The sequence below is a fragment of the Metasolibacillus sp. FSL H7-0170 genome, from assembly GCF_038593115.1.
GTDB lineage: Bacteria > Bacillota > Bacilli > Bacillales_A > Planococcaceae > Metasolibacillus > Metasolibacillus fluoroglycofenilyticus.
Window position 1 is genome coordinate 473,704 of sequence record NZ_CP151964.1, and the last position, 24,892, is coordinate 498,595.

Annotated in this window: 21 protein-coding genes; 11 read left to right on the forward strand and 10 right to left on the reverse strand. The window is 38.1% G+C overall.

The window, feature by feature from the left end; translation table 11 throughout:
* Nucleotides 1-102 precede the first annotated feature (102 nt).
* A complete protein-coding gene (locus tag MHH70_RS02230; protein ID WP_342472435.1) occupies nucleotides 103-666 on the reverse strand; it encodes a nucleotidyltransferase family protein in 564 nt (187 codons plus the stop codon).
* 437 nt (nucleotides 667-1,103) lie between these two features.
* On the reverse strand, nucleotides 1,104-1,727 hold the full coding sequence (locus tag MHH70_RS02235; RefSeq protein WP_066162972.1) for a class I SAM-dependent methyltransferase: 624 nt from the start codon (nucleotides 1,725-1,727) through the stop codon (nucleotides 1,104-1,106).
* 372 nt (nucleotides 1,728-2,099) lie between these two features.
* Between MHH70_RS02235 and MHH70_RS02240 the strand changes: the two genes are divergently transcribed.
* The 5 genes from MHH70_RS02240 to MHH70_RS02260 all read left to right on the forward strand — a co-directional run bounded on the left by MHH70_RS02240 (nucleotide 2,100) and on the right by MHH70_RS02260 (nucleotide 6,489).
* Complete coding sequence (locus tag MHH70_RS02240) at nucleotides 2,100-2,810, forward strand: hypothetical protein (protein WP_342472436.1); 711 nt, start codon at nucleotides 2,100-2,102, stop codon at nucleotides 2,808-2,810.
* The gene (locus MHH70_RS02245; RefSeq protein WP_342472437.1) at nucleotides 2,803-3,522 is read left to right on the forward strand and encodes a hypothetical protein; all 720 of its coding nucleotides are present in this window, start codon (nucleotides 2,803-2,805) and stop codon (nucleotides 3,520-3,522) included. The genes MHH70_RS02240 and MHH70_RS02245 overlap by 8 nt, the downstream gene beginning before the upstream one ends.
* A gap of 534 nt (nucleotides 3,523-4,056) precedes the next feature.
* Entirely contained in the window at nucleotides 4,057-5,505 is a 1,449-nt protein-coding gene (locus tag MHH70_RS02250; RefSeq protein WP_342472438.1) for an ATP-binding cassette domain-containing protein, read from the forward strand.
* A 253-nt stretch (nucleotides 5,506-5,758) separates the two neighbouring features.
* A complete protein-coding gene (locus MHH70_RS02255) occupies nucleotides 5,759-6,049 on the forward strand; it encodes a DUF1033 family protein (RefSeq protein ID WP_342472439.1) in 291 nt (96 codons plus the stop codon).
* Nucleotides 6,050-6,288: 239 nt separating this feature from the next.
* The gene (locus tag MHH70_RS02260) at nucleotides 6,289-6,489 is read left to right on the forward strand and encodes a cold-shock protein (protein ID WP_004230088.1); all 201 of its coding nucleotides are present in this window, start codon (nucleotides 6,289-6,291) and stop codon (nucleotides 6,487-6,489) included.
* A 245-nt stretch (nucleotides 6,490-6,734) separates the two neighbouring features.
* On the opposite strand, the gene MHH70_RS02265 is transcribed toward MHH70_RS02260, so the two are convergent.
* Nucleotides 6,735-7,337 (reverse strand): hypothetical protein, encoded by a 603-nt coding sequence (locus tag MHH70_RS02265; protein ID WP_342472440.1) that lies wholly within the window; start codon nucleotides 7,335-7,337, stop codon nucleotides 6,735-6,737.
* Between the two features lie 259 nt (nucleotides 7,338-7,596).
* On the opposite strand from MHH70_RS02265, the gene MHH70_RS02270 reads away from it, so the two are divergent.
* Nucleotides 7,597-7,797, forward strand: coding sequence for a cold-shock protein (locus tag MHH70_RS02270; RefSeq protein ID WP_004225195.1), 201 nt, complete (start codon nucleotides 7,597-7,599; stop codon nucleotides 7,795-7,797).
* 393 nt (nucleotides 7,798-8,190) lie between these two features.
* Here the strand turns inward: MHH70_RS02270 and MHH70_RS02275 are convergent, their stop codons facing one another.
* On the reverse strand, nucleotides 8,191-9,429 hold the full coding sequence (locus tag MHH70_RS02275; RefSeq protein ID WP_342471849.1) for an IS110 family transposase: 1,239 nt from the start codon (nucleotides 9,427-9,429) through the stop codon (nucleotides 8,191-8,193).
* A gap of 617 nt (nucleotides 9,430-10,046) precedes the next feature.
* On the opposite strand from MHH70_RS02275, the gene MHH70_RS02280 reads away from it, so the two are divergent.
* Nucleotides 10,047-10,892 (forward strand): MBL fold metallo-hydrolase, encoded by an 846-nt coding sequence (locus MHH70_RS02280; protein ID WP_342472441.1) that lies wholly within the window; start codon nucleotides 10,047-10,049, stop codon nucleotides 10,890-10,892.
* Nucleotides 10,893-11,264: 372 nt separating this feature from the next.
* Here the strand turns inward: MHH70_RS02280 and MHH70_RS02285 are convergent, their stop codons facing one another.
* Nucleotides 11,265-12,851 carry a catalase gene (locus MHH70_RS02285; protein ID WP_342473148.1) on the reverse strand — a complete coding sequence of 529 codons (1,587 nt, stop codon included), beginning with the start codon at nucleotides 12,849-12,851 and terminating at the stop codon, nucleotides 11,265-11,267.
* Between the two features lie 598 nt (nucleotides 12,852-13,449).
* Here MHH70_RS02285 and MHH70_RS02290 point away from each other — a divergent pair.
* Entirely contained in the window at nucleotides 13,450-15,858 is a 2,409-nt protein-coding gene (locus MHH70_RS02290) for a putative Ig domain-containing protein (RefSeq protein ID WP_342472442.1), read from the forward strand.
* Between the two features lie 663 nt (nucleotides 15,859-16,521).
* On the opposite strand, the gene MHH70_RS02295 is transcribed toward MHH70_RS02290, so the two are convergent.
* Entirely contained in the window at nucleotides 16,522-18,126 is a 1,605-nt protein-coding gene (locus tag MHH70_RS02295; protein ID WP_066163003.1) for an ATP-binding cassette domain-containing protein, read from the reverse strand.
* A gap of 180 nt (nucleotides 18,127-18,306) precedes the next feature.
* On the opposite strand from MHH70_RS02295, the gene MHH70_RS02300 reads away from it, so the two are divergent.
* The 3 genes from MHH70_RS02300 to recQ all read left to right on the forward strand — a co-directional run bounded on the left by MHH70_RS02300 (nucleotide 18,307) and on the right by recQ (nucleotide 22,355).
* Nucleotides 18,307-19,473, forward strand: a complete 1,167-nt coding sequence (locus MHH70_RS02300) for an MFS transporter (protein ID WP_066163006.1) — start codon at nucleotides 18,307-18,309, stop codon at nucleotides 19,471-19,473.
* Between the two features lie 227 nt (nucleotides 19,474-19,700).
* Entirely contained in the window at nucleotides 19,701-20,555 is an 855-nt protein-coding gene (locus tag MHH70_RS02305; RefSeq protein ID WP_107942765.1) for a hydroxymethylglutaryl-CoA lyase, read from the forward strand.
* A gap of 30 nt (nucleotides 20,556-20,585) precedes the next feature.
* A complete protein-coding gene (gene recQ, locus MHH70_RS02310) occupies nucleotides 20,586-22,355 on the forward strand; it encodes a DNA helicase RecQ (protein ID WP_066163012.1) in 1,770 nt (589 codons plus the stop codon).
* 147 nt (nucleotides 22,356-22,502) lie between these two features.
* Here recQ and MHH70_RS02315 read toward each other — a convergent pair whose 3' ends face one another.
* From MHH70_RS02315 to msrA, 4 genes are all read right to left on the reverse strand, one after another.
* Nucleotides 22,503-22,808 (reverse strand): hypothetical protein, encoded by a 306-nt coding sequence (locus MHH70_RS02315; RefSeq protein WP_342472443.1) that lies wholly within the window; start codon nucleotides 22,806-22,808, stop codon nucleotides 22,503-22,505.
* A 238-nt stretch (nucleotides 22,809-23,046) separates the two neighbouring features.
* Nucleotides 23,047-23,373: a branched-chain amino acid transporter permease gene (locus tag MHH70_RS02320; protein WP_342472444.1), complete on the reverse strand. Its 327-nt coding sequence runs from the start codon at nucleotides 23,371-23,373 to the stop codon at nucleotides 23,047-23,049.
* A complete protein-coding gene (locus MHH70_RS02325) occupies nucleotides 23,370-24,083 on the reverse strand; it encodes an AzlC family ABC transporter permease (protein WP_066163023.1) in 714 nt (237 codons plus the stop codon). Before MHH70_RS02325 ends, MHH70_RS02320 begins: the two co-directional genes overlap by 4 nt.
* A 14-nt stretch (nucleotides 24,084-24,097) precedes the next feature.
* Entirely contained in the window at nucleotides 24,098-24,616 is a 519-nt protein-coding gene (msrA, locus tag MHH70_RS02330) for a peptide-methionine (S)-S-oxide reductase MsrA (RefSeq protein ID WP_342472445.1), read from the reverse strand.
* Nucleotides 24,617-24,892: the final 276 nt, after the last annotated feature.

The following is a 24,892-nucleotide window of genomic DNA, read 5'->3' on the forward strand; positions in this document are numbered from 1 at the left end:
TACATAATAACGTTCCCAATGACACTTTGGTAACTAATACACCTTATTCAATTGGATAAGGGGTATTGTGCTGCTTGTGACTAAAGAATGCTTTAAGGATTTTTATTCAAATTCAACTGTTAATTTACTCCAAATAGAACCCCAATTTTTACTTCGTATTCGATTTGAATAAATAGTGTGTAATTCGGAATTTTGATTAAATGGAGGCGTAGGTCTAACTATTCCTTCAAATAAATCGGTCAAACCATAAGGAGCCAATATTTCTATGTGATTGTTATTTAAACGAACAGCAATTGCTGTGGGTGTTTCAGGAAAATGAGCAACACCATCAAACGATGAGCCATAAGGAGAAATCTTGTTTTTAATATGCATTCTAGCTTGGTTTTTCACAGACCAAGGTTGATCCGGCATAATTTCTCGCAGCTTAGATTCTAAAGCTTTTTCTTTGCCTATTGAACTATCGAACTCGTCAAAATAAATAACATCAATATCATTTATTTCTGTATGTACATTGTGTAAGTAATCCCAAACTTTATTTCGAATAACACCCGCTGCAACCCAGCAATCATTCAATTGTAAGACTTGTACGGCTTTCAAAATTGACATCAATAATTGGTCTGATTTGATAATGTCGGTCAGTTCTAATTCATACTTCAAAAAAATCATCTCCTTTTTCTAATCTTATTATATCTTTTAGACTTTGAGCCTACTATTTTCCATACAAACCTATACAAATAAACGTTCCCAAATCAAAGTTGGGGACAGTTTAAAAAGGCACGAATGTTGATTTAACAGCGTTTTGCGCCTTTTCTTGTGAATATTTTTTAAGCAGTATTTTATACAGATGACTCAAAATGTTGATGCAACTGTATTTGTGCTTGATGGGCATGTTCTCTAACTTGTATAAAATCGTGTATATTCCATATTGTTATAAATCCATATTTCTCTCACTATACCTAAAATGGGGAACCACAATAAATCAGGTTCCCTAAATTATTTATTTTAAAACAACAATTAAATTTAACAGAGCCTAAATAAAAGAGAATCGATGAAGTTTTTCTCAATGCTTTGTCAAAGCAAAACTGAATTTTTGGATAGTTTGCTTATCTCAATGAAATAATATAAAGTCCACCACAATGGGATATTTGTTCATATTGTACATTATATTTTTCATCTAATATCGGTCGAATTGTATTATCAACAAAGTAAAATTCATCATCGTCCCAGCTATTTGAATGTGTGAGCTTGCACGCTTCAAGATGCTCCTCTGTTGTAAAGGAAATATCACCGATGTATAACTTTCCAGATGTAGTTATTTTTTTTAACATATTTTCGATTAAAACTATTTTTTCCTGATTATTGAAATGATGTAACACATATGTGCAAGTAATAGCATCAAATTGGATGTTGAGCTGTTCTGTCGGAATGCCTTTTGTTAAATCCCATTCAAAAATATGAGCATTCGGCATTTTCTCCTTTGCAGCAGCGACCATTTTGGGCGAAAAGTCAAAAGCTGTAACTTTGTTATCTGCATCATATAATCTTTTCGCAAGTGACCCTGTACCAACGCCAATGTCTAAAATATTTTGATTAGATGTGATGCCTCTACAAATTTTTTCGAGCAGCTTTTCGTAGCCAGCAAACGGATAGCGGTTGCTGGATTCTGCCTCCGACACCGTTTTTTCATAATAATCTGCCCAATGGTCAAAGCCTAATTTATCTAACATAAAAAAATCCTCCTGTTATAAGCATGTTTTTTATTTATATTGAAGTTAGTGTTTAATTTTTTCATCATCTCGAACACTCCTCTACGATTAGTTTAGATAATTTGGAATATTAGCTTAGTTTATCCCGCATTAACGGGCAGTAAGGCACCCGCTTCAAGACTTGAGTGAAAATCGGCTTAAGGATAAGTGGGAAATCAACTATCCGTAAAAGCCCTATACAATCAGCGGGGAAAAGCTCCCACTGATTGAAGTTTCACTCTATAGTTTACTAAAAACAAGTCAATAATTCCATTTTCTACATCTCTATATACTAATCTCATTTAAAGTTTAGTATAATCAATGTAATTTTACGAATAAATGGGGTGAGCGCTTTTGTTGCAAGTGAATATCGTTGAGTCATTGCTCACAATTATTAGCTGGCTTATTGTTATTTCTGCTGTGGTAATTATTTATCGAAGGCAAGAAAAAAAGGGGCTTATTTGGAAAATTATTGTGGCAGCTTTTGTTGGTTTGTTTTCATTTTCAATCACGCTAACTATTTTCGATAGGCCTGTACAATTTGCGATTTTACCGCTAGGGGTTTGGGTTTTATTTGCAATTTTAAATCGACGTGGGAGTTGGGATACATATCGACGCTTTGCATGGCTCGGTTTTTTAGCAAATTATTTATTTTTCCTCCTATTTTTTATTGGTCTATTACTTAATCATTTCTTTTATCCAAAAAATGAGCTTGCAACTTATTTGAACGATGTTGAAAATGCTGATTTAATCGCTATTCATCCAACAGGCAAGCAACATATTGAGCTTGATATTCCAGACGATTTAAGAAAAGTAAAAGCGATGCCTCATGATACGTATGATGTTCATGTTTGGTATATCGATATTGTATTGAATGAATCCTCAATAACTAACGAGAGATTTCCTTATTTACTAATTAATACGCAAGCAAAGCCTGGCAGCGGTTTGAGACCTACAATTTATGTTGAGGAAAATGGAAAAGGCTTACTCATAACAACTCAAGGGAAGCAATTTTACTTCTCTTTAAAGGATTCGATTATTCGTGAGGTGAATGGGTATGACTAAAAAACGAATCTTTATAGTAATTATTTTTTTACTCTCCATATTATTTGTCGTATATAAGCTTTCTATTTTAAAGCCGAAAGCATTTATTCATGAGAATGAAATCATACGTCAATTAAAAGAATTTGAACCGAATATAGTTGTTCAAACGATTGAGGATATAATTCAAGTCGATGGCAAGCATTATTTTGTTCCTGCTTCTGCTGAAGATGGACAACGGCTTTCCCTATACTATCAATGGGTAAAAGGAAAATGGCGAATAACTTATATTGATATAGGGACTAACGAGTTTATATATGGCTGGCAACTTGACTCAAAAGATCCAAGCTCCATCGTTTTTGTTTGGCATTTTCCAAAAGAAACGCTTGAAAAAATGGATGTATACTTAATTAAAAATCGTAATTACTTCATTTCACAAGGTCGCCAGCTCTACAGTCCTAAAATTCAATTGAAAGAAACAATTACGATTGATAAGCATTACGGTGTACAGCATATATCTGAAACATTTGCAAAAACAATCCATCATCTTTATTCCAATGAATTGCAGCAAACACACTTCAATTTAATTGTTCATAATGAATCACCACAATTTTTTGCGAAATATTATTATAAAACAAATTTCCAAAGTGGAGGAAATGGCTTTAGCTACACAACAGGATATGGAAGAAGCCAGCTTCATATCGTAATGGGTATAAATGAAGCTGATTTAGAATAAAGAAAATTGCAGATTTTTTTCAACAGTCATTAAAAATATTTCTAGCTATATATTGATAGGAATTTAATTGTTATTGCCCCTTGAAATCCCATACTGATAATGATATATTGATTTAAGTATTTTCGAAAGGATGATGGATGGAGCATGAGCAAATAATTCTATTTTTAAAGATAAAATGTATACGCATTTTCAATTTAAAATAGGATTAGTATGCCCATTTATCAAGCATGAAAATAGGTTTATCCTGATTCAGCAATTATTACTGCGACGAGTAACCGTAGGAGCGTATTTGAGAGATGAATGTAGTTGTTCAAATACTTGCTGATAAAAGGGACCTTAGTCTAAAATCGCTCGAAAGCCCGTAAATCGAGGTCGTATAACCGTTAACGACTTCCTCTACGTAGTTCGAAACTCTAGATTAAGGTTAAAATGAGGCGTAATTGATAAAATATAAATTCTAATCCTTCTGAATTTTTTTCAGAAGGATTTTTTGTTTATGCGTGTACACCAATTTCAACAAAGGTGGACAGAATAATGACAAATCAAATACTTATAAAAAATCTAACATTTCAATACGATTCGATGACGAAGCCAATTTTCAAAAATTTGAATTTCAATATGCATGAACATTGGAGATTAGGGCTTGTAGGTAGAAATGGGCGAGGGAAAACGACCTTTTTCAGGCTATTGCTAAATGAGCTAGAATATGAGGGCAACATTCAAACAAATTTGCGGTTTCACTATTTTCCTTCGTATCCAGAGGAGCAGGTAACTGTTTCAACGCTTTTTAAAGATGCGGAAATTTGGAAAATTGAGCAAGAGTTAGCCTTGATGAATTTACCAGTAGCTATTTTAAATAAACAATTTGCTGTCTTAAGCGGTGGCGAGCAAACGAAAATATTATTAATAGCGTTATTTTTAAATGAGCAAATCTTTCCATTAATTGATGAACCTACAAATAATTTAGATTTGCAAAGTAGAAAAATCGTTGGACAGTATTTAAAAAGAAAGAAAGGCTTTATTGTTATTAGCCATGATGAAAGTTTTTTAAATGAATTTGTAGACCATGTACTCGCTATTAATAAGCAATCGATAGATTTATATAAAGGTAATATTGCAACGTGGAAATACGAAAAAGCAAATGCTGATTTACTAACGGAGGAAATGAATGGAAAATTAAAAAATGAAATAAATAGATTAGACAATGTAGCAAGACGTGTAAGTAACTGGGGGATAAAGAAACAAAACAGTACGAATGATGCTTCTGCAAGACGAATTGCTGCTAAACATATGAAAAGGTCAAAGGCGATTAAGAAACGAACCGAAGCTTTAATTGAGGAAAAGAGAGAATTAATCGATAATATTGAAAAGCTCTCTGTATTAAAAATGCATGTTTTGCAGCCAAGAAAACAGATTTTGTATTTTAGAGATTTTACGCTTATACAGGATGGACTACCACTGTTTCAGCCTATTACGATAGACGTTTATCCAAATGACCGATTTTTTATCGAAGGAGGAAATGGTGCAGGAAAATCCTCTTTATTAAAATTTATTCTAGGTGTAAAACAATTTGAAACAACTGGTAACTATAGCATCCATTTACCTAAAAATATATCGATTTTTCATCAGAAAAATGCTGATAATGAAAATTATTTATGTACGGTTGACCAGCTAACGAAAATAGAGAAGGAAGAATATTGGCATATACTGCACCAACTAGGCATTGAGCGCTCAAAATTTACAGATAAATCAAGCGAAACATGGAGTGCAGGGCAAGAGAAAAAAGCATTATTAGCGAAGGCATTGTTAGGACAAAATGAGCTATTTGCCTGGGATGAAGTAACGAATCATCTTGATATGCTTGCAATCGAGCAATTAATTGCCGCAATACAGAAATATGAGCCAACGATGATTGGGATTGACCATAATGAGCATTATATGAATGCAATTGCAACGAAGAAAATCAAATTATTTAACAATTAAGGAGCTAGGAAAAGAAGTTTTACTCGTAACATACGGCTGCAATTTGAGTCATCCGAATATTTAGTGAAGGAATGGATTAAATAAATTCAATTGGAACTATTTAGTAATTGAAAAAATATAGTTAATTGCGAAATTTCAGCTCAATACAAATCATGTTATGGCTTTTAGATAGGAAAAGAAAGTGGACCAACCTTTTTATTAGACAACATGGCAGAATACCATTAAAATAACAGTTATCGGAATGCATGAAAGGGTGTCTAAGCTGTATAATATTATTTATATGAAGGCCGATTTTGAGCCATGGTGGCAATTTGAAGGCTGGGAAGAGACAATTCAGGAGACATACTTTTACGACACAGAAGAGGCGTTAGAAAAAGCTTTTCAAGAAATGCTTACGGCATTTCGAGCGCAATTTGAAAATGAAGGGCAAAAAAATGGAAAATACTTCGCTTTTTGGACTGAGAATGAATGCGAATATTGCGAGGCATGCGATGAAGATGCGCAAATTTATCACGGTTTAATAAAAATAAAGCCTGAAATATAAAGGTTTTAAGCAATTGACAGAAATAAAGGAAAATTTTAAAAAAATTTAAGAAAATAAATTGACATAGTGTAAAATCATGGTATACTTTAAATAACAATAAAATTGTTTGACCGGATACAATGGATTCACATATTACAAAGAGTGATCGGTGTAAATGACGGTACTCTTTGTAATATGTGAATTTTTATTTCGGTAAACAATTCCATATTGTTCACTTTATTTTTTGGAGGTTTTCTCAAATGAAACAAGGTACAGTAAAATGGTTTAACTCAGAAAAAGGCTTCGGATTCATCGAAGTAGAAGGCGAAAACGATGTATTCGTACACTTCTCAGCAATCCAAGGCGAAGGTTTTAAAACTCTTGACGAAGGTCAAAAAGTGGAATTCGAAGTTGTAGATGGCAACCGCGGACCACAAGCTGCTAACGTAACTAAACTTTAATTCTTAGAATTAAACTTAAACTCGTTAATCCAAAGCACTTCCTATAACAGGAAGTGCTTTTTTCAATCTGTAAAGTATGATAAAAGAAGGGGATAACCAATGCTTGCAACAATTTCGCAAAACCGAAATATAATGTTTGCTCGATTTGAACATCTGTTACCCTTTCAAGTTTATAATGAATAAGCGAAAGCCGTATTTCTATTGACTCCTAATTCTCTCAGCTTTTTCGCACAACCGCTCATTTTTCATTCCATTTTTAGCTGCCTTAAAGTTGAAGAAACAGTATACACCTCGTCTCCATTCATCATTTCTGTTACGCTCTTTACTAATCCATATCCGCGGATATAATAATTTGTTTCAGTTGAGTTTTCATCCTCTGTAATAATAATAATTGCATTGTCGAACATTTTATATGGTGTATCAACCTGTGCATCGATGGCTGTAATCGTCCATTTGTCCTCTGATTGTCCTACCTCAATTGGCACTTTTAAAATTGTCGCTAAAACAGGGTACGTATCAAGTGCAGCAAGGTCAAATTGTGCTACACCCTCTACCTCACGAAAAACTAATTCAATGGCCTCGTTAGTTATGCGATAAACTTTATTCATAATTGCACCGCCATTATCAACGCGAACATGCACATAGTTTGAGTTGAGCCAAAAGGTTTGCTCTGTATAGCTAGCAAATTCATTGCCCTCGCCTTCGAAAAAGGCTGTTGAGCCATCCTCTTTAAAAAATAACTGTAATTCATTTGCTTGATCTTCCGCAGGTGGATTTTCAGACGGTGGTAAATCATTCGTACAGCTTGCTAAAAACAACACCGTACATAGCAAAAAGAAGTAACGCATTTTTTTCACTTCCTTTTGGATTTTTTTATACTTTACCATTTTTATGTTTGATGTAAACATATTAGAAATAAATTCTGTTTTACACTTGATAAATGATTTTTTTTATTGTATACTAATAATTAATAAAGTCAATTGTAAAAGAAGATATGAAATCACATATTACAAAGGGTAATCGTGTTTTGATAGTTACTTTTTGTAATATGTGATTTTTTTTCGAGTAATAAGATTTTATTGAATACAATTAATGGAGGTCATCTAAATGACACAAGGTACAGTAAAATGGTTTAACGCAGAAAAAGGTTTTGGATTCATCGAAGTAGAAGGCGGTCAAGACGTATTCGCTCACTTCTCAGCTATTCAAGGTGAAGGCTTCAAATCACTTGAAGAAGGTCAAAAAGTTGAATTCACAGTAGAAGAAGGTCAACGCGGACCACAAGCTGCTAACATCGTAAAACTTTAATTGCGAAAATAGGCTAGAACCAAAACGTTCTAGCTAAATAAAAATCCGAACTATGATGCGAAACTTTAAGTTAAGATTTCGTAATAGCTCGGATTTTTTTATTTCATTTATATCCTAAATATTAAAATGCTTCTAAGTATAAATGATTATAAACAGGATAATTTAATATTTAAGTGAATGAAAAAGATGATATGTAAGAGGCTGATTCCTACAAATTAAAGCACAGTGGTGTAATGTCAACCATTAAAAACAGTAAAATTGGAAATTCTTAAGTGCTGTAACTGCTAAATGACCATTTTTAGGCGCACTCAAATAAACCTCGCGTTTTCCAACTAAAAATAGTTAAAAAATGGAAGTTTGGAAAACGGCTAAAGAAAAGTGAGAAATTGTTGGTTATTCTCTCCTTTCTTCTTTCGGAATGTACAACTGTTTCGTGCGTAGTAGCGAATGCACGAGTCGTACAAGTTTTCTAGCGGTTAAGACGAGAGCGCGTTTGTGTTGATGCTTGGTTACTTCATGGTATTTCTTTTGATAAAAGGCTTTATATTCGGTGTCATGTTTTCGTATGGCGTCTGATGCTTGCACAAGATAATAGCGTAAATACTTATTACCGGTTCGCATTCGGCTGGTATCCTCGGCTTCATACTCGCCTGACTGATACTGTGTCCATACTAAACCTGCATATTTCGCTAAAGCGTGATGATCATCAAAACGATGAATATCCCCAATCTCAGCGATTAAGCCCGCTGCGTACACGGGACCGATGCCTTTTACCGATGTTAATGTTTGTGGAATGCCTTTCATAATGCGCTCGATTTCCTTATCAAGACGCTTCACTTGGCTTTCGATGTGTTGAATGGTGCTTAAAATCACGGATAAAGAGAGATTAACCGGATCGGCCATCACTTTATCTAAACGGTACGAATTACGTGCGAGCTGCTTGAGATATTTCGCAATCTCTTCCGGCTCTGCAAAACGATTTTTGCCTTTCTCTTGAAGGAATTCGACCAGTTCCTCCAAAGGCATATCGGCAATGATGCCAGGGTCCAGTTCTTCAATGACCGCAATGCTTGTCGCACCGAATGTATCGGAGAACGGATTGTCTTGGCGTAAGCCACTAAATTTTAAGTACAGTTGATTTAACATGTACGTTTTATTACGCGCAATTTCATGGACTAAATGGAATCGTGTGCGTGTTAAACGACGCAGTGCATCATAGATTAAGGTTTCTTGCATTTCATGTGGCAATCGTCCAAAGCGTAGATGATCCGCAATAACCCAGGCGTCTACTTTGTCGTTCTTCGGTAACGTATCATAGCCCTTCTTAAAACGAGCTACTTTACGGGCGTTGAGCATATAAATCGCTGTTTGAAGATGGGGTAAGACTTTCTTACATTGTGCTTTTAAGTAATGGGCAAGGTGCCAACTATATTGATCCGTGGCTTCCATCCCAATTTTTAATTGATCTGTTTGATTTTTTTCCGCTGTTCGTACAATTTTATGAATCAAGGTGTCCGCACCTATAACATCATTTTGAACAGAAAAATCAGCGAGTGTGTGTCCCTCTCCATGCATGAAATGGACATGATGGGAGCGCAAACTCACGTCAATACCGACTAGCATTTGTGACATGCCAATCACCTCCTAAGGGGGAATTAATCAAGATACACTCAGACCTGGGTGCCCACCCGAATCATCGATGTCTGCCTCGTTATCAGCAATCGCAAGCAGAAGACCATAAATGAGCGCTACACTCTCTTCTAAACCTTGCGTCGCAGCCAGTGGTTAGACCTTCAATAATGAACGATGGGTAGCAGGCTTATTAAGCAGTACAATGGATGTCTGCAAGGAGGGAAAGCTATTTCCTGCGAATACCTTGTCTGTTCCATTGTCGCATGGACACAGGGCTGAGTGAACTATTTTGGATGAATAAAAAAGGACGAAGTACTGAAATGGAGCTTCCTCCATCCTTCGCCCATGTGCTATAAAATTAGGTTAAAAAAGTGTATGACAAATAAACAGGTAAGCACCTGTAGGCAATACTTAAAATAGTATTTAACAAAAAATGATGATTTCCTTTTGGCTCCCTCGGTAAAGCAGGGGTCAAACAGGTAAAACATAAAACAAGAGTGAGGGAGCCAATCGGCGACCACTTCCTATAGGAAATCCAACAGATCCCCCAGCTGTCCGGATCAACTGGAAATTCTATCGGAAAGAGCTCTTACTACTAATATACGAGGGGGGATTTTATGGATAAAAATTTAAGGTATGGTGAGGATTATCAATTTATTCCTGCGACTTCTGTTGGGAGTGGTATAGGTATTGAAGTATTGGCTGATTTATATCAGTATACGATTCAAATTGTTAATATTGTGCTTTATAGCAATCCAAGTACAAATGAGTTTGTGTTAATTGATGCGGGGATGCCTAAAAGTGCCGATGAAATAATTTCTGTTGTTGAAAATCGCTTTGGCTTTAATGCCCGACCGAAAGCAATCATTTTAACACATGGACATTTTGATCATGTTGGGGGAATTATCGAATTAGTTAAGCATTGGGATGTTCCTGTCTATGCACATCCATTGGAAATGCCTTATTTAACTGGAAAGCAGAATTATCCAGCACCTGACCCTACTGTCGATAGTGGGCTAGTTGCAAAAATGTCGCCTATTTTTCCGACTGAAGCCATTCAATTAGGGAACTATATTCAAGCTATTCCTGCCGACGGTACGATTCCATTTATGCCAGATTTTCGCTGGATTCATACGCCAGGACATGCACCAGGGCATATATCATTGTTTCGAGAGAGCGACAGAGCTTTATTAGCTGGCGATGCATTTGTAACAGTTAAGCAAGAGTCGCTTTATAAAGTTTTGACACAGCAAAAAGAAATTAGTGGCCCACCGCGTTATTTAACAACGGATTGGCAAGCTGCTCGGGCATCTATTGAAAAGCTAGAGGCATTAAAGCCTGCTGTAGCGATTACAGGTCATGGTTTGCCGATGAAAGGTATGGAGCTTACAGAAAATCTTAAAAAGCTTGTAAATAATTTTGAGGAAATTGCCTTACCGAATGAAGGGAAATATTTGAATTGAAGCCGTAACACATTTCCGTATACAAGCTGAAAAGGAGCTGACCAAAAAGTCCATTTTGTTTTGACACCACATTGAAATCAATGTTTTCATCGCTTCCCTTTTACTGAGGGATAACACTGCTAAAGCCAATGTTCATCCCATTTTTAAAGGAGGCGTTCTCTGTTTATATGAATCAATATTTTATGAAACATCATCGCTACTGTCCAAAATGCCGGCTATGCACGGCTTTTTGGACAGCTCCTATTATGCTGGTTTGTTATGCAAAGTATCAAAGTATTGATTAGTCTACACTAAGTTAGACAAATAAAATAAGGGTTTGTAAGCTTAGACTACTAAAACGGATAATATCAACCTTAGCTCGATAGGTAGGGTTTAATAAGGCGCTGCATTATGACCTTTATCAATCGCATCTTCTAGGGCTTTAGTGCCTGCTATATTGCCAAGCGGTTTTGAAGAACTAGAATTGTTTTGTGCATTATGCAAGCCATCTTTCAGCAAACGACCGTATTCCTCATCAGCTTCCTCTGCTAAGGCAATCATGGCATTTTGAATATCAATATGACAGACCGATAAATCACGTATTAAATTTGCAAGCAGCTCATCGCGTTCCCATTGCTCAAAGTTGCGATAGGTTTCACCAGCTTGCTTTGTATTGTTTTGACGGTCAATTGATTCACGAACAAGATTTCCTTCGATATATGGCGTATACTCTTTACCGTTTTGTGTTGCTTCCTTTAAGCCATTTAACATAGAAGGCTCATAATTAATATGTGGATTTTGCCCAGGTGCTAAATCGCGTTTATACATCATTTGCCCTCCGGCTTGATTTGTTGCAACATGCTTTTTCGGTGCATTAATCGGAAGTTGTAAATAGTTTGCCCCTACGCGATGGCGCTGTGTATCAGAATAGGAGAATGTGCGACCTTGCAACATTTTATCATCAGAAAAATCTAAGCCGTCGACAAGTACACCAGTGCCAAAAGTGGCCTGCTCTACCTCAGCAAAATAATCTTCAGGATTTTTATTTAATACCATTTTGCCAACGAGATGCCACGGAAATTGGTCATTTGGCCAAAGTTTAGTATCGTCCAATGGATCAAAATCAAGCTCGGGGTGTGGACCGTCCTCCATAATTTGAATATAGAGCTCCCATTCAGGATATTCTCCGCGTTCTATCGCATCATATAAATCCTGTGTCGCATGATTGAAATTTTTCTTTTGAATTTCTTCTGCCTCTTTTTGTGTTAAATTTTTAATGCCTTGAAGTGGCTCCCAATGATATTTCACAAGCACAGCATTTCCTTCACTATTTACCCATTTATAAGTGTTTACACCAGAGCCTTGCATCATTCGATAATTCGCTGGAATGCCCCAAGGTGAGTATACCAATGTAACCATATGGAAGGTCTCTGGAGAGCTCGCACAAAAATCAAAAAAGCGTTCCACACTTTGAATATTTGTAATAGGGTCAGGCTTAAAGGCATGAATCATATCTGGAAACTTGATGGCATCACGAATAAAGAAGATTTTTAAATTATTACCGACTAAATCCCAGTTGCCATCCTCCGTATAAAATTTTACCGCAAAGCCTCTTGGGTCTCGCAATGTTTCAGGGGAATGACCTCCATGAATTACAGTTGAGAAACGAACAAATACTGGTGTTTTCTTCCCCTTGTCTTGAAAGACTTTTGCACGTGTATATTTAGAAATGGGCTCATCACCAACGACACCATATGTTTCAAAATAACCATGTGCGCCAGCACCACGAGCATGCACTACACGTTCTGGAATTCTTTCGCGGTCAAAATGACTAAGTTTCTCTAAAAAATCGTAATTTTCAAGTGTAGCAGGACCACGATTACCAACAGTTCGTAAATTTTGATTGTTCGTAATAGGATGCCCTTGCCGATTTGTTAAAGTTGTATCTTGCTGATGTTTCGAATCGTTTTGTTTAGTCATCATATAACTCCTTTCTAGTAAGTAATTTTATATTGTCCATTATTGGGACAAACTAGACATACGAATAAAAAGGAGCATTCTTGTTAGAAATATTTTCGGGGACTTGAAAAAAACCCCTCCTGTATGATGCTTGAGTGTCAATCGGAAAATTGACTTGCACATCTACAGAGAGGACTCCATTCAATGAATTTTAATGCGAATGAAAAAATTAATCAAGCTTCTGAAACATGAGCTAGACATTCGAGAAGGGAGTATTTTAAAAGGGGAAAAACTGTTTTTAAATAATAAAGTTGTTTAGATAGGTAATAAAGTCATTTACACAAGTTAGTCTTGCCATTCAACAAATAGACCGAATTAGGGAGGCGCGTTTTTATGAAAAGGAAGCAAAATCCGCTTGAGCTGCGTTTTCCAACAGAAGTATTTTTGTCAAAATATAAATCAAGTGTAAACGAAAAAGAAATAGCCATTATTTCCTTCTCATAACCTTCCACAATCATTTTTCCGAAATAAAAAATTAAACTTTTTTAACCTAATTTTAACCTTTGCTCTGTATAATCTATCCATGTAAAAACAAAATCAATCGAAAGGAACAACACGTATGCAACGAAAAACAAAGCCAACCCTCGTTCCTATAGCGATTGCAGTCTTGTTTATGCAAACGTTATTTGGTAGTTTACCAGCAAGGGCAATTGAAAATTTTGCCAATCAATCTTATTATGAGGGAAAAATGATGAAAAATCCTATAGTAGGACAATTAGCTCTAATTAATCCAAAGCTTGAAATCGAATACGCCGCAGTGCCAGTGAATACAGCGCCCATGCTAGCAGCAATTGGCAATAAAACGGTCAACGAAGGAACTCCTCTTACTTTTACAGCGACAGCAACAGATTCAGATTCTGCTTTATTGACTTACAGCTTAGTGGGTGCACCAATGGGAGCAAGCATCGACGCAACGACAGGTGTGTTTACATGGACACCGACAGAAGCGCAGGGTCCAGGAAGCTATACCTTTGCAGTACGAGTAAGTGATGGAGCGTTAACAGACGAAGAAAGTATTACTGTTACAGTTAATGAAGTAAACACAGCGCCCGTGCTAGTAGCTATCGGCAATAAAACAGTAGATGAAGAAAGCATGCTTACGTTTACGGCAAGCGCGATGGATGTTGATTTACCCGAAAATTCATTAACGTACAGCTTAGTAGGTGCACCAATGGGAGCAAGCATCAATGCAATGACAGGTGTGTTTACATGGACACCGACAGAAGCACAAGGTCCAGGAAGCTATACCTTTGCAGTACGAGTAAGTGATGGGATGCTAACAGACGAAGAAAGTCTTACTGTTACAGTTAATGAAGTAAACACAGCGCCCGTGCTAGCAGCTATCGGCAATAAAACAGTAGATGAAGGAAGCTTGCTTACGTTTACAGCAAGCGCAACGGATGCTGATTTACCCGAAAATTCATTAACCTACAGCTTAGTAGGTGCACCAACGGGAGCAAGCATCAATGCAATGACAGGTGTGTTTACATGGACACCGACAGAAGCACAAGGTCCAGGAAGCTATACCTTTGCAGTACGAGTAAGTGATGGGACGTTAACAGATTCAGAAACTATTACTGTTACAGTGAATGAAGTAAACGCAGCGCCCGTACTAGCCTCAATTGGCAATAAAACGGTCAACGAAGGAACTTCTCTTACTTTTACAGCGACAGCAACAGATTCAGATTCTGCTGTATTGACTTACAGTTTAGTGGGTGCACCAATGGGAGCAAGCATCAACGCAATGACAGGTGTGTTTACATGGACACCGACAGAAGCACAAGGTCCAGGAAGCTATACCTTTGCAGTACGAGTAAGTGATGGGATGCTAACAGACGAAGAAAGTATTACTGTTACAGTTAATGAAGTAAACACAGCGCCCGTGCTAGCACCTATCGGCAATAAAGCAGTAGATGAAGAAAGCATACTTACGTTTACAGCAAGCGCAACGGATGTTGATTTACCCGAAAATTCATTAACGTACAGCTTAGTAGGTGCACCAACAGGAGCAAGCATTGACGCAACGACAGGTGTGTTTACATGGACACCATCAACAACTCAAAGCTTGAAAGAGTATACCTTTACAGTAAAGGTGAGTGATGGCTCATTAACAGATGAGGAAGTAATTACAGTTACTATAAAAATGGTGCATGGTAATAATTCGACTATTGATGTACCAGGTTCAACAGGAACAGCAGTCAATGCGTTAACCATTACATTGCATACGAACGGTGGCACAGCGATAGCACCAATCGACATAAGCTCTCATACAAAAGTTGGCGATTTACCTGTGCCAATAAGGGAGGGTTATCGCTTTGAAGGTTGGTATCAAGATGAGGCATTGACAAAACGATGGGTAGAGGAAACGATTTTGCGAGAAAATATTTCGCTCTATGCAAAATGGACAGCAATACCTATAGAGGAAGCTGAACCCTCACAGCCACCAAAGTCAATCGTGCCATTTCATGATGTAGAAAGACATTGGGCAAAAGAGATGATTGAGGAACTAACAGCCCTTGGTATTATCCAAGGCTTTGAAGATGGTACTTTCCGTCCGAATGCTCCGATTAGTCGTATGCATGTGGCAGTGCTACTAACAAGAGTATTTTCACTAGATGCAGTGAGAGAAGCAGATGGTTTCTCGGATGTACCGTCCACACACCCTTATTATGAGGCGATTCAAACATTGCAACAAGCAGGCATTATAGACGGGGCAAATGGTGCGTTTCTCCCAGCAGAAAATATGACGAGAGCGCAATTAGCTAAAGTGCTTGTGGGCGTGCTTGAGCTAACACCAGAAGGCATAAGTTCCTTTGCAGATGTGGCTAGCTCCCATTGGAGTGCTGGTTATATTGCGACGCTAGAGCGTGAAGGAATTACATTCGGTGATAACGGCCAATTCAGACCGAACGAGCCTGTCACAAGAGCGCAGTTTGTCGCATTTTTATATCGGATTATGCAAAAATAGTAAAAAGAAAAAACTTGAAAGGATGTTTCTTTCAAGTTTTTTTGTGCGGCAAGCGTAGCGATAAATTTTATTTGTACCGATAGTAAGGCGACAGGTACAGAAGACTCCCGTCTCTATAGGTGTCAGAATGAATCATAGGAACTTAGTCTAAGAACATCGCAATCTGAGATAACGACTGAGTGGCCCACATCGAAAGCTTTCGGTGGATGTCACAAATTTAGAAGGAAGCCTACGTGATGCAGGTCAGTTAACCGTTCTCACAGGACGTGATAATTTTAGGTTAACACTAATCAACATATGGAAGGAAATACCGGATGAAAGTTGTTTGATAGGGAAGCCCGAGTTTATCTATCCAAAATTTATAGATGCTTATAATTGGCTAAAAAGGAGATTGAAGGGGAGGTTTCCCAACTATAATGGCGAATACCCAATATGACTATGGAAGATATCTTTTGAAATTGTTTTCATGAAAAAAGACTTCTCCATTGAGAGAGAAGCCTTTTTTACCTTATAACTGCCCGTTTGATATGCCCTAAAATCTCCCCAATTCGTCCCCAAATAGAACGATTTTATATGGAGGTGTTTGGATAGTAAATAAATTATCAATTGTTTAAAAAAGCCGTTATATCAATGTTTTGAGCGATTATCATATGAATAGATGGACTAGTTTAAACCTTGGCTATCTTTCCATTCAAGGAATTCGTCGTATGTTAATTGCTTATCTAAAATTGACCCATCTTCGCGAATTTCAATTACGCGGTTGGCAATTGTTTGGATGAATTGGTGGTCATGTGATGTGAATAACATAGCCCCTTTAAAGCGAATTAAACCTTCGTTTAGCGCTTGAATAGACTCAAGGTCCAAATGGTTCGTCGGCTCATCTAAAATTAATACATTAGAGTTAGCTAGCATCATTTTTGATAGCATACAACGAACTTTTTCGCCTCCTGATAAAACAGAAGGGGATTTTTTCACTTCTTCACCTGAGAATAGCATACGACCTAGGAAGCCGCGTAAGAAGCTTTCCGTTTCGTCCTCTGGTGAGTATTGGCGTAACCAATCAACCAATGTTTTTTCAGTACCAGTGAAGTATTTATCATGGTCGTTTTCAAAATAGCTTTGAGATGTTGTGACACCCCATTTGAATGTACCGCTTTCTGGCTCCGCATTTTCTGTTAAAATATCAAATAATGCCGTTTTGGCATTTGGGCTACCTAGGAAGACAATTTTGTCCTCTTTATTCATTGAGAAACGAAGGTCTTTGAATAATATTTCACCGTCCAAGGAAGCAGAAAGCCCTTCAACCGTTAGCACATCATTGCCGATGTCGCGTCCGATTTGGAAGTTGATAAATGGATATTTTCGGCTAGATGGACGAATATCATCTAACTCGATTTTATCTAACATTTTCTTACGTGAAGTTGCTTGCTTCGATTTCGATGCGTTTGCAGAGAAACGAGCGATAAACTCTTTTAATTCTTTAATTTTCTCTTCTTTTTTCGCATTTTGATCAGACATCATTTTTTGAGCTAGTTGACTTGATTCATACCAGAAATCATAGTTACCAACGTATAATTGGATTTTACCAAAGTCAAGGTCTGCAATATGCGTACATACTTTATTTAAGAAATGACGGTCATGCGAGACAACGATAACTGTATGCTCAAAGTTAATTAAAAATTCCTCTAGCCATTGAATTGCCTTTAAGTCAAGGTGGTTAGTAGGCTCGTCAAGTAATAATACATCTGGCTCACCGAACAATGCTTGTGCAAGTAACACTTTGACCTTTTCAGCACCTTCTAAGTCAGCCATTTTTGAATAGTGAATATCGTCACCGATGCCTAAGCCATTTAATAGCGTTGCCGCATCTGATTCCGCTACCCAACCATTCATTTCTGCAAATTCACCTTCAAGTTCCGCAGCACGCATGCCATCTTCATCTGAAAACTCTTCCTTTGCATAAATAGCGTCTTTTTCCTTCATTACTTCATAAAGGCGTTTATTACCCATAATGACAGTATCTAAAACTGTATATTCATCGTATTCAAAATGATTTTGCTTTAATACCGATAAACGCTCGTCCTTGCCCATTGATACATGGCCTTCTTGCGGCTCGATATCACCAGCTAAAATTTTTATAAACGTTGATTTTCCAGCACCATTCGCACCAATCAAACCGTAACAGTTCCCAGGTGTGAATTTAATATTTACGTCTTCAAATAGTTTACGATCGCCATAACGTAAACCAACACCACTTACTTGAATCATGTAAGCTTCCTCCTTCAAATTAAACAGCGAGCATAATGCTCTTATTTGTACACAATACTTTCTATTATAACGCAACTTAGAAATAAAAGAAATGAAGAAGTAAAAATGATAGCGAGTAGAAATGACGTAAAGTTTATGCTTAACTTACTAAGAGAGTCGTTAAGGAAATGAGGAATTTGAGTGAAGTGGAAAGATGTTTTGATTATCATTGCGATTTTTATCGTAGCATTAAATTTGCGCCCTTCGATTACATCAATTGGACCAGTATTGAATAGCATTCGCACGGATTTATCTATTTCAAGCACACAGGTAAGCTTGTTAACGGCAATACCTATTTTCTGTATGGGATTATTTGCACCGCTTGCCGTACCTATGCAAAGGCGCTTTGACTATCGTTTAGCGGTTACTATGCTCGTTGCCTTAATTGGTGTTGCGACATTTATTCGTATGTTTGCAGCAAGCTACAGCATGTTACTTATAACAAGCTTGCTAGTCGGCTTCGCCATTGCCATTATTAGCCCGATGCTCAATACCTTTATTAAATTATACTTTCCGCATAAGGTAGCTGCAGTTGTGAGCATTTATTCCTTGGCGATGGGGGCAGGGGCAGCATTAAGCGCAGGCTTTACTGCTGTTTTTTATAAATATTTCGAGGAATGGCCAATCGCTTTAGGTATTTGGGGCATCCTTGCTATTATCGCAATCGTTTTTTGGTTATTTGCGATAAAGCGGGATGAGGGAGCAACGTTATTTGCTGCACTGTCGTTAGAAATTCGTAATCCGTGGAAGACAAAGAAAGCGTGGCTTTTATTATTATTTTTTGGTTTGCAAGCATCACTATTCTTTTCACTAACAACTTGGCTAGCGCCTGTTGCGATAGCGCATGGATTTTCAATTGTCACAGCAGGGGCGGTTTTAACAGTGATGTCACTCGTTCAACTAACAACCAATGCGCTATTGCCGAGCGCACTCGCGAAATATCCAAGCACGATTTTTTGGCTATTTATATTACTAGCAGTCGGTGGTATTGGGGCTAGCTGCTTATTTATCGGTACAAATAGTGCGATTTGGGGAGGGGCGATGCTGTTAGGAGTGACACTAGGTGGTTTATTTCCACTCGCATTAACACTTCCATTAAATGAAGCGCGTAATAATGAGGAGGCAAATGCATGGAGCTCGATGGTAATGTCAGGGGGCTTTATGATGAGTGCAATCATTCCTTTATTAATCGGCTTCATTTACGATATAACACGAAGTCATTTGTATACGAAAGCCATTTATATCATTTTAATCGCTGCATTATTACTTACTGTTTTTGCAATCAACAAAAGAAACAATAAAGCTTAATTTTATTCTAAGAACGCCATAAACCGCTCGTAACCAATACGATGCTTGGCTAAAGTATCCGGCGAATTAAGATACTACTACACCGAAAAGGTTCTAAATCAATTGTTTAAAAATCCCTCCTAATATAAGGGCAAATCTCTTTATGAAAAGTGAACTGCTGCACCACTTTTCATAAAGCCTATTTTCGGTTAAGGTTATAGTATATGTGAATAAGGGGTGGGGAAACTATGCATTTTCCGAAAATGGTAGAAATAACTGAGGTAGGACCGAGAGACGGCTTGCAAAATGAAGCGCAATTTGTGCCGACAGAGCAAAAAAAGAAGCTAATTGAACAGCTTGTTAAAACAGGGGTAAGACGCATTGAAACGGCTTCGTTTGTACATCCAAGGGCTGTACCACAAATGGCGGATGCGCAAGAAATTGTTGCTTTCTCGAAAAGCTTGGGTCTTGATTTTCTCGTATTGACACCGAATATGAAAGCGTTAGAAATGGCATTGGCAGCAGGGGTACAGCAAATTGCCGTTTTTGTCGGAGCGAGTGAAACTTTTAATGAGCGCAATATTAGACGCTCTATTGCTGATTCTTTGCAGGAATGTGAAGAAATGTTTCGCATAGCTAAAGAGCAAGGTTTATTCGTGCGTGGCTATGTATCGATGTGCTTTAGCTGTCCGTATGAAGGCGCCATTTCATACGAGCAAGTAGCACGTGTTGTAAGCCATTTTGTTCAGCATGGTGTTGATGAGATTTCCATTGGGGACACAAATGGTCAAGCAACGCCAAAAATTGTCTATGAGCGCTTTACTAGATTGAGAGAGGATTATCCGAATACTAAATTTATCGCTCATTTCCATGATACAAATGGCTTCGCTTACGCCAACACCATTGCCGCGCTGCAGGCAGGAATTACAGCTTTTGATAGCTCAGTTGGTGGGTTAGGTGGCTGTCCGTTTTCTCCAGGTGCAACAGGCAATATATCGACAAATAAGCTAGTAGAGCTTATGCATAAAATGGGCATTGCAACAGGCATTGATGAAGAGAAATTACTTGCTACAAGCAAATATGCACATAAAATTATTATGTAAACTAAGGGAGGTTTGTTGAAAGTTTTGAAGATGCAAGAAGCAAAAAAGCATTTACAAACATATTTTGGCTATGCATCCTTTCGCATAGGTCAGGAGCAGGCAATCGCACAAGTGTTGGATGGGATAGACACGCTCGTTGTGATGCCGACAGGGGGTGGAAAATCACTTTGCTACCAGATTCCAGCACTTTCATTAGAAGGAACGACTATCGTTATCTCGCCGCTTATTTCGCTTATGAAAGACCAGGTCGATATGCTAGTCGCAAGTGGTGTACCTGCAGCCTTTTTAAATAGCTCCCAATCGATGGAGGAAGTGCAAGATGTTTTACGCGATGTGCGCAATGGTCGAATAAAAATGCTTTATATTGCACCAGAGCGCCTAGACAATGATTATTTTTGTCAAACATTAGCGACGATTAAAGTGCCGCTCATCGCTGTCGATGAGGCACACTGTATTTCGCAATGGGGGCATGATTTTCGTCCGAGCTATCGCAATATCCACAACATTTTACAGCTTTGGCCAGAGCGCCCAACCGTTATTGCCTTAACTGCTACTGCAACGCCAGCAGTTTGTGAGGATATTCGAGGGACGCTATCGATTCAGGATGAGCATACCTTTATTACAGGCTTTGCCAGAGATAATCTGCGTTTTTCTGTGCAGTCTGCTATTAGCAGGGATGCGTATGTGAAAGAGTTTTTAAAAAATGCAAGGAATGAAGCTGGTATTATTTATGCCGCAACAAGAAAATCCGTTGATTCATTGTACGAGCAGCTTGTAAAAATGGGCGTGCGGGTAGCAAAATATCACGGTGGCATGGATGAGGTTTCACGCGCGCAGGAGCAAAATCGCTTTTTACGTGATGAGGCACAAGTGATGGTGGCGACAAATGCATTTGGAATGGGGATTAATAAAACAAATGTGCGCTTCGTGTTACATTACCAAATGCCACGAAATATGGAAAGCTATTATCAAGAGGCAGGACGGGCAGGACGGGATGGCTTGCCAAGTGAATGCATTTTATTATATGCCTCTAGTGATGAGCAGACACAGCGCTTTTTAATTGATCAAGCCCAGGATAGAACTCGCATCCCGATGGAGCTCACAAAGCTGCAGCAAATGGTCGATTATTGTCACACAGAAAGCTGCCTACAGGGCTATATTATCGAGTATTTTGGGGAGAAAGATGCTGAAGCTTGTGGGCAATGTAGCAATTGTGCAGATACACGACCGAAAGAAGATGTAACAGAGGATGCGCAAAAGGTCTTATCTTGTATTGTGCGTATGGGGCAAAAATTTGGTAAAACAATTACAGCACAGGTGCTAGCAGGCTCCCGTAATAAAAAGGTAAGTGAGCTGCGCTTTGATAGATTGCCGACATATGGTATTTTAAAGGCAATGTCAGCAAAGGATGTGGCTAACTTTATCGAGTTTTTAATTGCAGAGCAATTAATCGCTGTTAGTAACGGGCAATTTCCGACAATTTTTGTCGCAGAACGAGGCAAAGAGGTATTGCTAGGCAAGCAACGCGTTTATCGCAGACAAGCATCCTCTGTGCAAGTTGCCCATGATAAAGACCCGCTATTTGAAGAGCTTCGAGCTGTACGTATGGTGATTGCTAAAGAAGAAGGCGTGCCACCGTTTGTTGTCTTTTCAGATAAAACATTGCATGATATGTGCGCAAAACGCCCGCAAAATGAAGTGGAATTTTTAGCGATTAGTGGCGTAGGGGAGAGCAAACTTAAAAAATACGGTGCACAATTTATTGAAGCGATTATCATGTTTGAGACGGCGAATGTTTAGTTTCTTTAGGCTGCTGCTAGTGTCCAAACGCCTGCTAAAATAAGAACATCATATCCAGCTACAATTACAAATTTATATAAATAATAATATTATGTTAACTGAAATCATATGACGCGAGTGAAAATTCGCTGTCATATGGTTTTAATTTTAATCATTTAGTCTTGCATAGGGCCAATGATAGTGGACTTCATTTTTGAAACTAATCGGTGCAGGGTGATGAAGAAAATGCTCCTCACATGAAATAATATCTGGGAAATCTGCTATTACTTCTGTCGCTGCAATACTTAATAAGTCTTTTTCATTTTCTGAAGGCTCTTCATCAAAAAAGACTTTCCATATTAAATGGTTATTCTCGATTTTAGCGTAAATGGCTTTTGTATTTTTGGTAATGGCTAAAAATAGAGCTCTCTGTGCACTCAACATAAGCTCGGTATGAGGGTTAATAAGCTTCATTATGAAAGAATCTCCTTATCAAAAATGCCATCAATCAATGTCCTTCAATTGACTGCTGGCAACTATGGTTAATATGTACCTACCACATTAGCGCTTTTCGCTAAATTTGTGGTAGTAACCAAGAGCTGTCACAATTCTTAGTGCAAGGAGCCGTCTGAAAAGTCATTTTGGGACAGCTCCTTGCTATCAGTGATTTTAAATGTTTCCCCTGTTTGTAGCTTTTTCAGATTTCTGCCTCCTAAAAGACATACTGCACAAGTACCATATAGAAGCATGTGCCTGCTGCGATAGATAATAGCATGCTTCTTTTCCAAAGATGCAGGGAGACGACAAGAATTACCGCTAAAATTTCAGGCAATCCATGACGATTAGAAAAAAAGCTGACATCTTTAAAGCAATAAATAATGAGCATACCGATAACGGCAGCAGGTAACACTTTGCCAAGATATTGGATGTAGACGGGAGTCGGTTTATTAGCTGGGAAAATGAAAAAGGGTAAAAAACGTGTGAGCATCGTACCAATTACAACGACCCCAACTGTTATAATTTGCTGTGTAATTGTCATAGGGCAGTCCTCTTTTCCTTTTGTAATGTTGGACGAAGTAGTGTTAAAACACCTAAAATTGCCAGCATTGCAGGGATGATAAAGCGTTCACCACCGAAAACGGCTAGCGAAATCGCCGATAGCAAGAGTCCTAGCATTGCACTATAGTGCTGCTTTGTATTTAACCAATGTTCTAAAAAAATAACGACGAATAGAGCGGTCATTACAAATTCCAAGCCCTCTGTATTAAAGGTAATGAACGAACCGAAAACACCCCCAATTGTTGCACCAGCCACCCAATAAATTTGATTTAACAGTGTGACGAATAGCATGACCTTTCCTTTATCAAGATTATTCGGAATATTCAGCGTGCTATTGATAGCAAAAGATTCATCACACATACCGTATATGAGATACCATTTTTTATGACCAGACTGACCGTATTTATCTAACATGGAAATACCGTAAAATAAATGTCTTGCATTGACCATTAGCGTTAAGAAAAAGGCGCTAAGTGGATTAAAGGAAATAAGCAGTAGATTCGCTGCCACAAACTCCATTGAGCCTGCGAAAATAAAGAGGCTCATTAAAATCGGATAAATGGCATGGAAGCCTAGAGAATTCATAAAAATTCCATAGGCGATGCCTAAAAATAAAAAGCCCGCTAAAATGGGAACCGTTTGGGGAAACGCGAATTTTAGCGCAGCACGTGTTGCGTTTGTGCTGTTCAAAGTAGCCACATCCTTTACTTTTGCCAATGTGTGTTAATAAATTCATCGCGCCCTGATTTTGCGCGGTCTTCCTTGTAATGCTGCGACTCTTTTTTATAGTAATCTTGGTGATAATCTTCAGCTTCATAGAAAGTTGCTGCGTCTCGAATGGCTGTGACGATTGGTTTACTGAAGCGACCGCTTGCAGCAAGGGCCGCCTTCGAATTTTCTGCCTGCTCGCGCTGCTCTTTGCTATGTGTAAAAATCGCTGTTGAATAAGATTCACCTCGGTCATGAAACTGTCCGCCTGCATCTGTCGGATCAATTTGCATCCAGTAAATTTCAAGCAATTGTTCATAGCTAAATATGCTTGGATCAAATTCGATTTGAACAACCTCTAAATGCCCAGATTGCCCAGCCTTCACATCTTCATATGTTGGATTATCAATATGACCACCCATATAGCCGCTTGTTACTTTATGTATGCCGTCCCACTCTTCAAAAGGCTTAACCATGCACCAAAAACAGCCGCCGGCAAATGTTGCTTTTTCCATCTATATTCCTCCTTCTCATAGCCTGTATTGTATCATGCGCGAAAAACTATCGACAACCTTTTGAACTGGTAGGACGTCTGTAAAGGAGGACAGTAAATTTCTTTTCAGAAGATTCGTTTTGTTTTATTAAAAATATGGCCGTTTCAAAAAGGAAAATAGAATGTTTGACATGATTGCAAACAGCGAATCTATCAACTTTTCTTTAAAATTTTGTACTTGCCTCCTTAGCCTGCGTTTACTCGTCGCAGAAAAGATGTGCTCCTGCGGTTACTCGTC